Source organism: Paenibacillus crassostreae (assembly GCF_001857945.1).
GTDB classification, from domain to species: Bacteria; Bacillota; Bacilli; order Paenibacillales; family Paenibacillaceae; genus Paenibacillus_AQ; species Paenibacillus_AQ crassostreae.
Genome location: NZ_CP017770.1, coordinates 272831 through 289369 on the forward strand (window position 1 = coordinate 272831; position 16539 = coordinate 289369).

Below are 16539 nucleotides of genomic sequence, written 5' to 3' on the forward strand. Positions count from 1 at the left end.
CTTACACCCCTTTCTTAAATGGATATGAGACCAACCCTTCAGGTGGTGCAATGTCCTCGATGCTACAAGCACCCTGCTTATAATGAAGATTGTCATCCATTTCTCTTCTTCCAGTCGGAATAACGAACCGTTCACTATATTTAGCAACAGCAAACAAACGGGCCATATCTTCAATATCTTCCACACTCATACCGGATTCTTCTAGTAACTTGCTATACTTAAGTTCATCCATTCCCCCAACTGACTTTTGCCGCATATGAACACGCATAGACGTCATTTTCAACAATACTTGACGGATAACTTGGGTATCTCCAGCTGATAACAATGATGCTAGATAATCCATAGGAATGCGCATTTGATCAACTGCCGGAATATAATTGTCAGTTTGAAGTCCATCTTCTTCTATATGATTCATAATAGGGCTTAGCGGTGGTACATACCACACCATCGGAAGTGTCCGATACTCGGGATGTAGCGGCAGTGCAACTTTCCATTTCATAGCTAATTTGTATACAGGTGATTGTTGTGCTGCTTCAATCCAGGGATCGGTGATACCCGCTTGTCTTGCAGCTTCGATTACTTTGGGATCAAAGGGATCCTGGAATACAGATAGCTGAGATTCATATAAATCCTTGGGATCTTCCACAGAGGCTGCACTCTTCACTTTATCCGCATCATAGAGAACGACACCGATATAGCGAATACGACCTACACAGGTCTCAGAACATATGGTTGCTAGACCCGCTTCCGTCCGCGGATAACAGAAATTACATTTCTCAGCTTTATGTGTGTTCCAGTTATAATACACTTTATGATAAGGACAACCATTCATACAGAAACGCCAACCACGACAAGCATCTTGATCTACGAGAACAATGCCATCCTCATCACGCTTATAGAGTGCTCCTGATGGACATGAGGCGACACAAGACGGATTCAAGCAATGCTCACAAATTCGTGGCAAGTACATCATGAACGTCTTCTCATATTCCATCGCGATATGTTCATGAAGATTCTTAATATTAGGGTCAAGTGGTACAGTTTCGCTACCGCCTGCTAAGTCATCGTCCCAGTTAGGACCCCATGTCGGTTTATCAATAAATTCTCCCGTAATCATTGATTTAGGACGAGCCACAGGAAGGTTCTTCTTCTTCGGACTATCAAATAAATGTTCGTAATCATAAGTCCACGGTTCGTAGAAATCATCTAATTGAGCCATATCAGGATTGTAAAAGAGATTCGCTAGCTTGGTAATTGGTCCCCCTGCGCGAAGGGTTAGTTTGCCATTACGCAGCACCCATCCCCCTTTATACTTATGAGTATCTTCCCATTCTTTAGGGTAACCAGGTCCAGGACGTGTCTCCACATTGTTGTACCACATATATTCTGCGCCGGGTCTATTGGTCCAAGTATTCTTACAGGTGACAGAGCAAGTATGACAACCTATACATTTGTCTAGGTTCATCACCATTGCGACTTGTGCTTTAATCCTCAAGCCAGTCTACCTCCTTCAGTGGTCTGATAATCGTAATGGTATCTCTCTGATTGCCTGTAGGCCCATAATAATTAAACCCATAACTAAGTTGTGAATATCCACCAATCATATGCGTTGGTTTCACCGTAATTCTGGTCACACTGTTATGCGTACCCCCCCGCTTCTTATTAATCGCAGTACCGGGGACACCCATGGTTCGATCCTGTGCATGATACATATAAGCAATACCTTCGGGTATGCGATAAGTTGTAACCGCTCTTGCTACGACAACACCATTCCGGTTATACAATTCGATCCAGTCATTATCTTTGATGTCAATCGAAGCAGCATCTTTCTCATTCATCCAGACAACCTGCCAGCCACGAAATAGTGTAGACATTTGGTTGGTTTCCGTGAACATGGTGTGAATTCCCCATTTCTGATGAGGAGTCAAATATCTTATAGCTATCGATTTACCAGTGTTAGGGACTTCCTTCTCTCCTCGGAGGAAGGGTACGTGTTCCAACGGCGGTAAATATAGTGGAAGAGCTTCACCGAAGTCCAATATCATCTCGTGATCTAGATAGAAACTTTGCCTACCCGTTAATGTTCTCCAAGGAATGCTATACTCCGTGTTAAGGGTAAATGGAGAATACCGCCGATTATCCTTTTCTAATCCACTCCATACTGGAGCAGATATTGCCTGACGTGGCTGAATCGTTATATCTTGGAGTGTATAAGCATCTTCTTCGCGTGGCTCTGCAATTCCGGTTAATTTCTTACCCGTCTTAGCCTCCATAGACTTCCATCCTTCTACGGCTCTTTGACCATTCGTGGCACCGGACATCAGTAGTATTGCTTCTATCGCCTGTTTATCCGTATATAAATTAGGATATCCTTTACCAACCCCATCATTTCTTGAGACACCCAGTCGTTCAATAAGTTGTCCATATACCTTCTCGCCTGGAATGGTTACGCCTTTGACTGTATATCCGTTCTTGATGTTCGGACCAATTGTAATCATCTTCTGATAGATGTTTGGATAATCCCGCTGGACAATTTGAAACGTCGGCATCGTTTTTCCCGGAATAGCAGGAGTTTCCCCTTTGCGCCAATCCTTTATTTTACCGTGTACTTGTGCTATTTCATTTGGTGTATCATGTGCAAGTGGTGACATGACGACATCTTCTGTTGCGGGTAGATGCTTCTCAGCCATTTCAGAGAATACCTTGGCAATTTCTCGGAAAGTATCCCAATCACTTTTAGCCTGCCATGGAGGAGATATGGCTGGGTTAAATGGATGAACGAATGGATGCATATCAGTGCTACTCAAATCAAACTTTTCATACCATGTCGCAGCAGGTAACACGATATCCGAGAAGAGTCCGGAACTCGTCATGCGGAAATCCATGCTTATGAAGAGGTCTGTTTTCCCTTCAGGTGGAACCTCATCAGTGTGGACATCTTTCGGTTTCCATGAATGTGTCGTATCCGTCATGACTTGATTATCGGCACCAATTAAATGTTTGGCGAAATATTCATGGCCTTTTCCACTGTCTCCTAAGAGATTAGAACGCCAGTTAAAGAAGACACGCGGGAAATTGCGCGGATCATTCGGATGCTCAATAGACCATTGTATTTCATCTTTAGCTGCCTGATTCGCAATATATTGGGTGGCTTCCTCATCCGTCTTCGCACCATTCTTTCTTGCTTCACGTACGAGATCGATCGAGTTCTGAGAGAATTGAGGAAATGACGGTAACCAACCTAGCCGCACTGACAAAGCATTGACATCAGCAGGATGCATATGATTATAACGTCCACCCCATGGCGTCTGTTGTTCCTCATTAACATGTGCTTCGTAACGGAACTGTTCGGTTGCAAAGTAGAAGAATGATGTACCATTCATTAATCTTGAGGGTTTAGTCCAGTCCCCAGCAAAAGCTACCTGTTGCCAGCCTTCGAGTGGTCGAACCTTCTCTTGTCCAACATAGTGAGCCCAGCCACCACCATTGACACCTTGTGATCCAGTCAACAGAACCAAATTTAGAATAGCACGATAAATTTGATCACTATGATACCAGTGATTCGTTCCCCCACCCATAGCAATCATGGATTTCCCACCTGTTTTGGCTGCATTCTCGGCAAACTCTCTAGCAACCTGAATAACATGTGCCTTCTTCACACCAGTAATACCTTCTTGCCAAGCCGGTGTGTAAGGTTTGACGTCATTATAATCGATTGGATAATCTCCGATTAAGTCTCGGTTGATACCCACATGAGCCAACATTAAGTCATACACAGTAGCTACCTTAAGAATTTCGCCTGATTCACTTTGAATATGTTTAACTGGAACGCCGCGTTGGACGATCTCTCCCTCTTGTTCAGCGAAATATGGGAAGTCTACTAATAGGACTTCTTGCGAAGCATCAATAAATGTTAATACAGGTTGAATAACCGTACCATCATCTTTTTCTAGATCGAGATTCCACTTACTTCCTTTATCCCAGCGAAAACCTTGACTCCCGTTAGGGACATAGGGAGCTTCTGTTAACGAATCCCACACAAGTGTTTTCCACTCTGCTAGTTCCAAATCGTGATTAAGATCTGATGCACGCAGGAAACGATCTGAACGAATGCTACCATTCTCTTCGTTAAGCAGAACTAAGAAGGGTAGGTCGGTGAACTTTTTGACATAGTCTTGAAAGTAAGGAGTCTGCTGATCTACATAAAATTCCTTAAGAACGACATGAGTCATGGCCATCGCTAATGCTCCATCAGTTCCTGCTTTAGCTGGTAGCCAAATATCAGCAAATTTCTCATATTCCGCATAGTCAGGGCTGACACCGACTACTTTTGTCCCGTTATAACGTGCTTCTACCATGAAATGGGCATCTGGTGTACGCGTTTGAGGTAAATTCGTTCCCCAAATGATGAAATACTTAGCATTATACCAGTCCCCACTCTCAGGAACGTCGGTTTGTTCTCCCCATATTTGCGGTGAAGCAGGTGGTAAATCGGCATACCAATCATAGAAACTCAGAATGGAACCTCCGATTAATGATAAAAAGCGGGTACCTGCAGCATAACTTACCATGGACATAGCAGGGATTGGACTGAATCCAACAATACGGTCAGGGCCATATGCTTTGATTGTATGAATGCAAGATGCGGCAATGATCTGACACGCCTCTTCCCAACTTGCTCTCACAAGTCCCCCTCTACCTCTAGCTTTCACATAAAGCTCTCTCTTACTAGGGTCGTTTACAATATTCGACCAAGCTGTTACGGGATCATGACCTTGTTTCGTTTCAGATCGCCATAATTCTAAAAGATCGCCACGGATGTAGGGATATTTCACTCTTACAGGACTATAGGTATACCAAGAAAAGCTGGCACCACGTGGACATCCACGCGGTTCATATTCAGGGAAATCAGGACCTGTTGTTGGATAATCGGTTTGTTGCGTTTCCCAAGTGATGATGCCATCTTTCACAAAGACCTTCCAGCTGCAGGATCCCGTACAGTTAACACCATGAGTTGAGCGAACAACATTATCATGTTGCCAACGTCCACGATAAAGATCTTCCCAGTTTCTTGGTTTAACTGTCTCCTCAGACCAGCCGTCGTTAAATTTCTCTCCACGTTTTAGATGCTTTAAGGATTGCAGTAATCTGTTCTGTTTGCTGCTCACTTATTTCACCCTTTCATCGAAGTGATTCCCATAGGATTGAAACGTTCACCTACTAGTCTATTAGCTTGATCATCCTGATCTAGTTCCTCCAGAAAGATATTCCATTCAGGAGCGTTACAAGCTACTATGATAAGTCTTTGCAACTGATTAAGGTCTTGTATACTAGCGATTTTATGAGCGATTTGTAATGGAATTTCACCAAAACGCATATCTAGAATGGCGTTCAAATCCTCTCGATCTAGATCAAGATACTGTTCATCATGGGTTAGAGACATATGTTACCCCTCCTTCAATCTCATGGTTTCATCATCTTGAAGTAATCCGCAATTAATGCTTTCTTAATATCTTCTCCAGTAGAATGAAAGTATTCTTTGACTTCAACCTGATCCTCTTTAATCGTCTTCCAATCCCAATAATGTTCCTTCATATGAGACAAATTCTCTCCGTAGCGTAGAAAGACTGTGATTCCAACCTGATTAGAAATAGCCCCAGCCTTTACATCATAGGGATGCAAATTGAAATGTTCTAGTTCCTTTATGAGTATTAGATATAGCTCTGGATGGATATATTGAAGTGGCTTCTCTAGCAAATTATCCTTAGAACTAGACAGCTTCATCAGATTCATGCGACGATTCCTCCAATTCTTCTCCAATCATCTTTAGTTCATCTCGGTTATGCATCAAATCAATTAGTATTAAAGCGTGAAATCGTTGCAGAATCTTATCACTAATACCTTCACTAGCTAGTAATTCCCTAATCTCTCCAGCTAGGTATCTCATGAGATCATGGTCCCTAGTTAAGGATGTGATCGAATCCCTTAATTCTGGCTTGGACTCTACCGTCTCTTTATATAAACCTTCCTCTTCACTTGTTGCGTGTTGAAGTGTTCTCGTCTCCCAATGTTCAATGATAATATAAGCGACATCTAAAGCCTTATCCAGTTCATTCTTCATAAGGAATTGACCTAATAACTCGGTTAATTCTTTGGCTTCTTCGAGAGCGGCTTCATGGATCGAAGAATGACTATCTACATTTCTTAAGGCAGGTCCTGACATTGTAAATCACTCCTTTTTCTTTGAAATATCACTGAATATGGCCACATAGTTTTTTACCATATCTTGATCATCTTTGATTACACTAACCGTCAGCCATTCTTGAAATAGATGTCCATCAGCATGCTTATTTATAATCTCTCCCTGCCAATGCCCTTTTTCTAGTAATTGCTTCCAGAAAGATTCATAAAAAGTGTGATCATGTTGACCCGAGCTAAGGATATTAGCTGTCTTACCCAAGACTTCAGCTTGCGAATAACCTGTAATTTGAGTGAAAGCATGATTCACAGAAATGATGATACTCTTGTCATTTGTCACCATAACCGCATCAGCAGTTGATTCAATAATGTCATTAGATAGTTGTATTTTAGCTTGGAAGAACATCCAGAATACGATCACTAGACTTGCAAGAGCAGCCTCAGAAAGAGCCATGAAGCCAATAGAATAATGTCCAGTTAATCCGTATAGTGAAGTCAACATTAAGGGTGGAAAGAAACCTCCTAAACCTCCAGCTGCAGCTACAATCCCGTTGACTATGCCACTCTGTTTGGAAAAGTATTGTGGGACAAGCTTAAATACAGCCCCATTACCAATCCCACTAAACACTGCTACAGCCAAACACCCAATCGTGAATAGCACCATACTCAAGTTAAAAGATAATAAAATACCAGATAAGGTTAGCCCACCGAACACAAACATGAGCACCATGAAAGGGTTCAACTTGTCTGAAAGAATACCTCCGACAGGTCTTAATAGTGTTGCTAGAACAATAAAGCCAGCTGTTCGTAATCCAGCATCCACTTTATCCAGATCAAATTGATTAACAAAAAAATTCGGTAAATAGACCGTAAAGGCGACAAACGATCCAAAAGTGATGAAATAGAACAAACTGAGAAACCACAGTTTTTCATTGTGAGACACTTTACTAAACTGTTCCTTGATAGATTTATTGACTTTGGTTTCTTGTTTGTCACCTAACCAAAAATTCAATATTGCAAATACAGCAACAAGTACCAAATAACAGTAGATGGCAGCTCTCCAACCCATTGTATTCGCTAGAATTGGAGCACCGAATGTAGTAAACGCTGTACCCATATTACCTACGCCATAAATACCGTTAATCGTTCCATGTTTCTCTTCAGGATAATACTTTGGAAGGGAAGTAACACCAATAGAGAATGTCGCTCCTCCAATTCCCAAAAAGAAGCCACTAATCATCAAATCTAAAAATGAGTCAGAAATCGAAAGATACCAAATCGGTACTAAGAGAGCTACAAAACTAATAACAAATAACATTCGAGCACCTAATCGATTCGTTAAAAAGCCTACCGGAATACGCAAAATTGAACCCAAAATAACCGGAATAGCGGTAGCCCATGTGGATTGATTAGGGGTTAGTGGTATATCTGTTTGTATATATGTCATTAATGAAGATATCAGTACCCAGCACATGAATGAGGCTATTAAGCTACCCGTCTGTAAGGTTAATTGAATTTTGCGAATCAAACCATTTCCTCCCTCCCCAAGGTATTAGTAAAAAAATTGTTACTTTATATATAGCCAAAATCAACCAATTTTAAACAATTTAAATGATTTGATTCATGTAAATAAAAAGAATCTTCCTGTGATAAATTAGGAAGATTCTTTCTTTCGTTATATTTAATTAATGCTATTAAATAACCGATGAAGTGCCATTTGAATAATTGGTTAATTTGTTCATTTAAGGTTAATGAAGTTGAATGACTGTATGTGCGACTTCTACCCCGTTCAAGGTCAGCGTGATTCGATGTTCTCCTGGATAATGACGTCTTGTTGACAGGTCAGCCCAATGATGTGTACGAGTTCCCTTCAACTGTGCACCACCAGCTACAATCTTATCTGAGAGTAGAAAGAGCTTACGTGAAGTCTGTCCCCTCGCTTTTACAAAGTCGATCCCATATTCAATACGAATTCGTACAGGTTCACCTTCAAGAATATGAAGTTCATAGCTAAGTTCACAAGAATCACCTATCGATAGTATAGACGGCTCTGCAGATAAGTGAGCATATGTGATCAAAGACTCATCAACATCTGTTGTTCCATATCCGAATAACGAAAGAATCTCCGGATGTGCTTTACGGATCAAGGTACGACAGCCATGCCGAATGATCCAATCTGTATCTGAATGATGACCCATCCAACGACGAGCCGTATCAAGTACAACCGCTGGATGATCTTTGGCAATATCGTTAAGATTGTTCGCCACGCTCTTACGAACATAGAGCGCGGGATCCTCCTTAAGCAACTCTAATACTGGCAACAACGGAGCGGGATCTTTTTTATAAATAGTTAGCGCCTGCCCCCACGGTAGGCGGGGACGACATCCTTCACTTGCCAGACGACGGACATGCTCATTAGGATGCTGCGCCCAAGCTACCATCTGTTGCATCATTCTCTCTGGCGATCTTAATATAAACGGTCTAACAGCAAATTCTGCAGATGATCTACAAGTGAATCGTTCTAAAGCATTCATAGATAGTTCCCAATGTTCCTCTGCTTGACCATATACTTCTACGAAATCCGGAAAAAACAGGTATGGAAATCCGACACAAGATTCATCAATCCTAAATAACACTTTTAATGCTTCATCATAACTTTCAGGTAGATGCTTCCCGAGTGTATGGGTAATCCTGCGAATTCGTTCTTTTAATTTAAGTTCATCCCAGCCATGATCTAATGTATCGTTAACAAATGCTTCTATGTTGAATTCATCATATGCTGCTTTCACTTTTTCCCCAAATTGACTTAGAAACGTTTCATGATAAATATCTTTTAATGGTTCAGCCATTTTTGATCTCCTTCATTTCTTTTTATTATATGAAAATTTTTGATTATTTTTAAGGAATAAAGAATTGTAGTATGATGATATGAGATAGATATTACTACTTATAAGGATGTGGAATAAAAATGGAACTTCATATTAGTTCTTTGGCAAAGGAAAGATTAAAGAAGAGTCTTGGAGATCAACCTGGTTACTTTAAACTATTTTATGATACTGAAGGTTGTGGTTGTAATGGTATTATTGTGATATTAATCGTCGATCAACCAGAACAGTTCGATGTTGAAATAGATAGTAATCTGTTCCCATTCCTCGTGGATCCTAAGCAACAACATAACCTCGATGAATCCATGAAACTTGATGCTGAGGAGAACTATCCTGCATATAAATTAAGTAGTGATTCCAATAGTTTTGGAAGTAATATACGTGTTAGGGACATTCGCGGTAGCAAGACAACGACAGATGAATCTAGCAGTTGTCTCTTAAGCTAAGCCTGCTCTAATTCAAATTTGCAATACACCTAAGCTTGCCCCTTTGGCAAATAAACGCTCGATCTTACTCTCTACAGTTGGATCAACTACCAATGGTGGAGCTTGATGTGGCTTGATACGAGCATCGATGATGACGTTATCACAAGACCAATGTTTGTTCTCATAACTACTATTAACACCATAAATATCATGTGAAGGGTTACTACGTGTGAATGTAACCCACAGGAAATTCTGGATACTAGAACTTATAAAAGAACTATCGTCACTTAGTATGATCATCGGACATGAAGAAATCGGTCCATTCGCTTGAATAGCGTTCGTTAGCTCTTTCAATTCTACTTGTGTTGAAGCATAATCGATGAATTTAGATGCTTGCATGGACACTACGCCAGGCATCACTAAATGGGCATGATCATACCCCCGAATTCCTTTTAATCCGTTAGGCACCTCATGACATAATTCTCTTATCTGATCGCCATATGCAGCAAATACCACTTTACTACCACTATTAATGCCTGTTCCAGAATAATCTAACGTATCTATTGTTGTATTGGTATGGAAATGAATATCTCGACGTAGGTCGATTCTTTCTAAGATATAAGATAAGAACTCTACGATATGATGTGAATCTAATGGCTGCTTATCTTCTGCTGTTATGAACAAATACTTCGCTAAGCTCAGTTGTCCAGTACCTAAGATCCGATTGGCTAACGTGAGTAGTTCAGTTGGTTGTTTCACTTGTTGATATGGGGTATAACGTTCACTCCCGATCGCGAATAGCAATGGATGTACGCCTGCTGCATCAACAGCATGAACTTCTTTGACACCAGGAATTTCATTCTTAATTGCATCACCTGTTAACTCATGAATAAGTTCGCCGAATGAAGTATCTTCTTGTGGAGGGCGACCAACCACAGTAAACGGCCATATGGCATTGGGTTTCGCATACACTTTATGAACTTTCATAACAGGGAAAGGATGAGTTAGGCTATAGTAACCTAAATGATCTCCAAATGGACCCTCTGGTTTCGTATCTTCAGGATAAATCTCCCCTGTAATTACAAAATCAGCATCACTACTAATACAGTATCCATCGATATAGTTATAACGGAAATTACGTCCTGCTAACAAGCCTGCAACTGTCATCTCACTCAGACCTTCGGGTAATGGCATAACCGCTGCTAAGGTGTGAGCTGGAGGTCCACCAATAAAGATACTGACTTTCAGAGGAACACCTAACTTATTAGCTTTATCTTGATGTATTCCAATTCCACGGTGTATCTGGTAATGAAGCCCGACTTCTTTATTCATTTCATAATCGTTTCCATTAAGCTGAATACGATACATACCCAGATTTGAATTCATAATTCCTGGCTTGTCCGGATCTTCCGAATACACTTGCGGCAACGTTACGAAAGCCCCCCCATCCATTGGCCAGTGTTGGATTAATGGTAGGTCAGAGATTTGGATTTCCTGGAGAGTAACCGGCATCTTTCCGATTTTTTTGATAGGGAGTGCTTTTACTGCTGCTAAACCGCTTCCTATGTTGCTAAAAGGTTGTTTCAATGCTTTCATCGGATCATCGCGTAGTGCCATAACATTCTGTACGGATGTCCATGTATCTCGGAACATGAATTTACTACGTTCTAATGTGCCAAATAGATTTGAAACCGCACGGAATTTCGAACCTTTGACATTTTCGAATAACAAGGCTGGACCCCCTGCTTCATAGACTTTCAGGTGTATAGCAGCCATTTCTAGATAGGGGTCTACCTCTTCTTTGATACGGACCAAATGTCCATTCTTCTCTAAATCAATGATACACTCTTCTAAATTACGATACATATTTCATAGCTCCATTCTTTAATCAAACATAGTAATTACTATTATGACAGTTTTGTTAGTTAACTAGTATGAGGATTCACAACTATTTATAGAAACGATCACGAAATTTTCCGGGAGATTCTCCCGTCCAACGTTTGAACTGTCTACTGAAATGTGCAATATCTTTATAGCCTAATTTCACAGATATGGACTCTATCGTAAGTTCAGGCTCCATTAACAATAATTTAGCTTTTTTCAACATCAATGTTGATAAATATTGGCGTGGTGACATTCCAAATACATGATTAAACATTCGATTCACAGAAGACATACTGTAACCCATTTCTTTCGCAATGGATGCAACGGAGTCAAAATCACTTCTCCCAAGACTAGTATCTGCGGTTTCATTTACGGTACACTCTAGTCTTGCAGCAATATCAGATGCTATTTGGGACATATGAGCTGTTGATTTGCTATTACTCTCCTGTTTAGAAAGATGATCACTAATTGCTGCAAATAACTCAAAAAGTGTGGATAACGCTCTCATTCGCGATTCTACACGAACGCTAGTCTCCTCCAAAGTTAATGTGATTAACTTATCCAATGCCGGTCTGACCGCATGTGTTAGATTGCAATCTGCAGGTTGATAACAAATCGAATTTCTACATAATAGTTCTCTGAAAGCTCTCTCGTCTACGTCGAAATGGAGACAATAGTATGCCATATCTTCTCCACCAACCACTTTACTCTCATGAATATCTCCAGGATTCAGGAGTAGAATATCACCAGGTTTCTGTATGTAAGTCTTGCGATTAACGACCATCTCTTGGGTTCCCGCTAAGACAAGATTCACCTCAAACATGGGATGCGTGTGCTGAGGATAGGTCCAATCTTGATCTACCGTACGCCAATGTGCGGCGAATACCCGGAAAGTCGAATCCATATCGGGAAGCATGAATTCTTTGGTAGTTCGTTCGTATGCCACATCCACTATATTCACTCCTATTATATATTTCACATCATTAACTATCATGTGACTGATTTGGGTAAATTCATGCTTATTATGGACATATAATTAGTGTACCACCATTGATATAATAAAGTCATTATAACCCAAAACCTTGTGTAACGTGAGGTTCTTAAGATGGGTAAAAAGGAGTTTATCTATGTCTACTATTCAAAATCCAATTTTACCGGGATTCAATGCAGATCCCAGCATTTGTCGTGTAGGAGAAGATTACTATATTGCAGTATCAACATTCGAATGGTTCCCTGGTGTAGGTATTTATCATTCCAAAGATCTTAAGAATTGGCATTTAGTATCACGTCCATTAACTAGATTAAGCCAATTAAATATGATGGGAAATCCGGATTCGGGTGGCATCTGGGCACCTCAACTTTCTTATAGTAATAATCAATTCTGGTTGATCTACACTGACGTTAAAGTTGTTGAGGGTCAATGGAAAGACTGTCACAATTATTTAGCGAACTGCGATACGATAGATGGTGATTGGTCTGATCCAATCTACTTGAATAGTTCAGGATTTGACCCATCCCTATTCCATGATGAAGATGGAAAGAAATATCTAGTTAACATGAACTGGGATCATCGCATCGGTCATCATAATTTCTACGGCATCGCTATCCAGGAATATAGTGTCACGGAGCGTAAACTAGTTGGTAAAGCAGAGATTATTTTCAAAGGTACAGATATCATGTTAACAGAAGCTCCGCACTTGTATAAAATAAACGGTTTCTATTATCTTTTGACTGCTGAAGGTGGTACGAAGTTTGAACATCAAGCTACAATAGCACGTTCGAAAGACTTAAAAGGACCATATGAAGTTCATTCAGAGAATCCATTGATCTCATCCTTTGCACATCCACGTATTGCTTTGCAAAAAGCAGGACATGCATCCATTGTTCAAACGCATACCGACGAATGGTTCTTGGTTCACTTAACGGGGAGACCTTTACCAAGAGATGGACAACCTTTACTCGATCCTCGGGGATTCTGTCCACTAGGTAGAGAAACAGCGATTCAAAGACTTGAATGGAATAATGATTGGCCATATGTTGTAGGTGGTAATAAACCCTCGTTGCAAATTGAAGGACCTAAGGTCGAAGAAGTGAAATGGGAACGAGACTTCCCGGAGAAAGATGACTTTAATGATGATGTTCTCAACCTACATTTTCAAAACTTACGTATCCCACTAGGTGAACATATTGTTTCACTGAAAGATAATCCTGGGCATTTACGTCTTTACGGTAAAGAATCATTAACATCTAAATTCACACAAGCTTTTGTAGCAAGACGTTGGCAGCACTTTACGTTTAAAGCTGAAACTAAGATTGCCTTTAATCCGACAACCTTCCAACAATCTGCGGGTCTTGTGAACTACTATAATACACAGAACTGGACATCTTGTCAGATCTCTTGGAATGAAGAAAAAGGTAGAATTCTTGAATTGATGACGTGTGAACATTTCAACTTTGCACAACCTCTTCAAGGACATGAAGTTGTTATTCCAGAACATGTCGAGTACGTATATCTGCGAGTTGTTGTGAACGTGCATGAGTATCAATACCATTATTCGTATGATGGCACGAATTGGACCCCTATCCCAGTTAAATTCGAATCGTACAAACTGTCTGATGATTATGTTCAAGGTGGAGGATTCTTTACGGGTGCATTCGTAGGTATGCAATGCCAAGATACATCAGGTCAGAACCTACATGCAGATTTCGATTATTTTATTTATAAGAATCTTTAATACGTAAAAGAAAGGCTATCGATCATAATCGGTAGCTTTTTCTTCGCATTGACCCCGATCAGCAGAAGTAGTACGATTTCAGCATAGTTTGGTTAGTCTAGGAGGTATTATAGTTGGATAATTTAACAATTGAAGTAATGGATCAATATTTACAAGAGCATCAACAATTTTTCTATAGTGGACAAACTCGTAATATTCAATTTAGATTACAGCAATTAAGCAAATTGAAAGTAACAATTCAACGTTATGAACAGCAGATCATCTCAGCTTTATATGACGATTTACGAAAGAGTGAATTTGAAGCATACGCAACAGAGATTGGTTTTTGCTTAAGTAGTATTAGTCATACTATGAAGCATTTGAAACGATGGATGAAGCCGCAGAAAGTAAGAACCCCTATCCATCAGTACCCGTCTAAGAGTTATATTGTAAAAGAACCCTACGGTACCGTGTTAATTGTTGGTCCATTTAACTATCCATTTCAATTACTCATAGAACCGCTTATTGGAGCCCTCGCAACTGGAAATTGTATCGTACTTAAACCATCTGAGAATACCCCAGCCGTCACTACTATCATTAAAAAAATGATCAAAGAAACCTTCAACCCATCATACATTCGAGTCATTGAAGGAGAAAAGGAAACCACGTCTATCCTTATACATGCGGCATTTGATTACATATTCTTCACTGGTAGTGTTCCCGTTGGAAAGATTGTGATGGAAGCAGCTGCTAAGAATCTTACGCCCGTCACACTAGAATTAGGTGGGAAAAGCCCAGTCATTGTGGATCGAACCGCGAATATTCCCTTGGCAGCGAAACGTATTATATGGGGGAAGTTGTTGAATACAGGTCAGACATGTATTGCTCCTGATTACGTTCTAGCCCATGCAGATATCAAACAACAGTTAATTGAGGAAATGAAACATGTCATTACGAATTTTTATGGTTCAGATGCGAGAACCAGCAAGGACTATGGACGGATTGTCAATGAACGACAATTTGATCGGTTGGTTGCTATCATAAATAAAGATGAAGCGAACATCTTATTTGGTGGTCATGTAGATAAGGACGATCTATACATTGAGCCTACCCTTTTAGCTACGGAATCTTGGTCAGATACTGCGATGCAAGACGAAATATTTGGTCCCATTCTACCCATCATGACATATCACAAGTTAGAGGAAGCTATACAAATGATTCAAAGCCACCCTAAACCGCTATCTTTATATTTATTTACAGAGCATAAACAGGTCGAGAATGAAGTGTTAGGTCGAGTTTCCTTCGGTGGAGGCTGTGTAAATGATACAATATCACATGTTGCGAATACGTATCTCCCCTTCGGTGGTGTGGGTAACGCTGGAATCGGTGCTTATCATGGACAATACAGCTTTGATACCTTCTCACATGCTAAAAGCATTCTGAAGAAAAGTACGAAGTTCGATTTAAAGGTTGTATTTCCTCCATATGGCGATAAAGTAAAGTTGGTAAAGAAGCTATTAAAATAACTCCATCCGATCCGTTTGCCTAAAAGTCGACTAATTTTATAGCACCATCTTCTAACCACGTCGACAGGATTTAGATCATTGGCGTGGTTAATTCTTGTTCACAACGATTCAACCTCTATTTAATCTTCTGCACAGCGAGCGTAATACAATGACAACGAAATTGTGTAGGTGTATCATATTTGTCCTCAGCAATCGAGCGAATGACGGTCTTATGCTCAAGTATATTCCATTCGGCATACACTTCTTGGAGAATTGTTGTAGCTCTCTCCATGGGTAAGTTCAGTTCAATTAGGGGCTCACGCTCCCTACCGGATACTATGTCTACTTCTTGCACATCCGTGTTCATCGTAATACAGTGGATACCACCTAACTTCGTACCTAATTTCATTCGATTCAGCACTTTCACCAACGCTATTTCTGACGATACATGCTCAAGACAACCACATGCTACGATGAAGTCATAATGATTCTCAGCAATATTCGTCAGTTCTACATCAACCTCCTCAGCTTGTATTCCGTCAGTAACGCCATATTCTAGGGCATTCTCATGAAGCTTATCAATGGCTTCAGCTAATAGATCAGTACCTAACATTTGACTTCCCGTACCTTTAAGGCGCATAGCCATTGGAATCGTATTACGCCCCGCTCCACAACCAAGATCAAGCACATTCACTCGTTCTTTATGTTCTAACAATCGATCTAGCATTTCCATCACTAATGAGTTGGGTTTTGACATCCACGAACCCGCTTCTAATATCTCATGTTCATGATAAAGCTCATTATGATAATTAGCTTCTGCTTTGCGTGCTTTTGCGAAATCAGCTTGTTCCAACATCCTCACCTCCAACACAACTTACTTACAATCAATCCGCATATGAAGTATTAACCAAACGACAAAATACAAAAC

The 16539-nt window shown here is 40.4% G+C and carries 13 protein-coding genes; 3 read left to right on the forward strand and 10 right to left on the reverse strand.

All coding sequences use genetic code 11. The features are described 5' to 3' along the window. Window position 1: 1 nt before the first annotated feature. From narH to LPB68_RS01325, 7 genes are all read right to left on the reverse strand, one after another. Window positions 2–1495 (reverse strand): nitrate reductase subunit beta, encoded by a 1494-nt coding sequence (narH, locus tag LPB68_RS01295; RefSeq protein ID WP_068658604.1) that lies wholly within the window; start codon window positions 1493–1495, stop codon window positions 2–4. Further along, window positions 1485–5168 (reverse strand): nitrate reductase subunit alpha, encoded by a 3684-nt coding sequence (locus tag LPB68_RS01300; protein ID WP_068658602.1) that lies wholly within the window; start codon window positions 5166–5168, stop codon window positions 1485–1487. Before LPB68_RS01300 ends, narH begins: the two co-directional genes overlap by 11 nt. A 5-nt stretch (window positions 5169–5173) precedes the next feature. Next, window positions 5174–5443, reverse strand: coding sequence for a hypothetical protein (locus LPB68_RS01305; protein ID WP_068658600.1), 270 nt, complete (start codon window positions 5441–5443; stop codon window positions 5174–5176). A 20-nt stretch (window positions 5444–5463) separates the two neighbouring features. Further along, complete coding sequence (locus LPB68_RS01310) at window positions 5464–5793, reverse strand: hypothetical protein (protein WP_082865722.1); 330 nt, start codon at window positions 5791–5793, stop codon at window positions 5464–5466. After that, window positions 5771–6223, reverse strand: coding sequence for a hemerythrin domain-containing protein (locus tag LPB68_RS01315; protein WP_068658598.1), 453 nt, complete (start codon window positions 6221–6223; stop codon window positions 5771–5773). The genes LPB68_RS01310 and LPB68_RS01315 overlap by 23 nt, the downstream gene beginning before the upstream one ends. Window positions 6224–6229: 6 nt before the next feature. After that, the gene (locus LPB68_RS01320; RefSeq protein WP_068658596.1) at window positions 6230–7726 is read right to left on the reverse strand and encodes a nitrate/nitrite transporter; all 1497 of its coding nucleotides are present in this window, start codon (window positions 7724–7726) and stop codon (window positions 6230–6232) included. A gap of 220 nt (window positions 7727–7946) precedes the next feature. Continuing rightward, a complete protein-coding gene (locus LPB68_RS01325; protein ID WP_068658594.1) occupies window positions 7947–9047 on the reverse strand; it encodes a DNA alkylation repair protein in 1101 nt (366 codons plus the stop codon). Between the two features lie 119 nt (window positions 9048–9166). Here LPB68_RS01325 and LPB68_RS01330 point away from each other — a divergent pair, with 119 nt between their 5' ends. Next, a complete protein-coding gene (locus LPB68_RS01330; RefSeq protein ID WP_068658592.1) occupies window positions 9167–9529 on the forward strand; it encodes an iron-sulfur cluster biosynthesis family protein in 363 nt (120 codons plus the stop codon). Window positions 9530–9541: 12 nt separating this feature from the next. On the opposite strand, the gene LPB68_RS01335 is transcribed toward LPB68_RS01330, so the two are convergent. Both LPB68_RS01335 and LPB68_RS01340 read right to left on the reverse strand, forming a co-directional pair. Beyond that, the gene (locus LPB68_RS01335; protein WP_068658590.1) at window positions 9542–11374 is read right to left on the reverse strand and encodes a UbiD family decarboxylase; all 1833 of its coding nucleotides are present in this window, start codon (window positions 11372–11374) and stop codon (window positions 9542–9544) included. Window positions 11375–11456: 82 nt separating this feature from the next. Then, the gene (locus tag LPB68_RS01340) at window positions 11457–12344 is read right to left on the reverse strand and encodes an AraC family transcriptional regulator (protein WP_068658588.1); all 888 of its coding nucleotides are present in this window, start codon (window positions 12342–12344) and stop codon (window positions 11457–11459) included. 175 nt (window positions 12345–12519) lie between these two features. Between LPB68_RS01340 and LPB68_RS01345 the strand changes: the two genes are divergently transcribed. Both LPB68_RS01345 and LPB68_RS01350 read left to right on the forward strand, forming a co-directional pair. Beyond that, complete coding sequence (locus LPB68_RS01345) at window positions 12520–14127, forward strand: glycoside hydrolase family 43 protein (RefSeq protein ID WP_068658586.1); 1608 nt, start codon at window positions 12520–12522, stop codon at window positions 14125–14127. A 137-nt stretch (window positions 14128–14264) separates the two neighbouring features. Then, the gene (locus LPB68_RS01350; protein ID WP_068658742.1) at window positions 14265–15632 is read left to right on the forward strand and encodes an aldehyde dehydrogenase; all 1368 of its coding nucleotides are present in this window, start codon (window positions 14265–14267) and stop codon (window positions 15630–15632) included. A gap of 115 nt (window positions 15633–15747) precedes the next feature. Here LPB68_RS01350 and LPB68_RS01355 read toward each other — a convergent pair whose 3' ends face one another. Then, entirely contained in the window at window positions 15748–16467 is a 720-nt protein-coding gene (locus tag LPB68_RS01355; protein WP_068658584.1) for a class I SAM-dependent methyltransferase, read from the reverse strand. Between the last annotated feature and the right edge of the window lie 72 nt (window positions 16468–16539).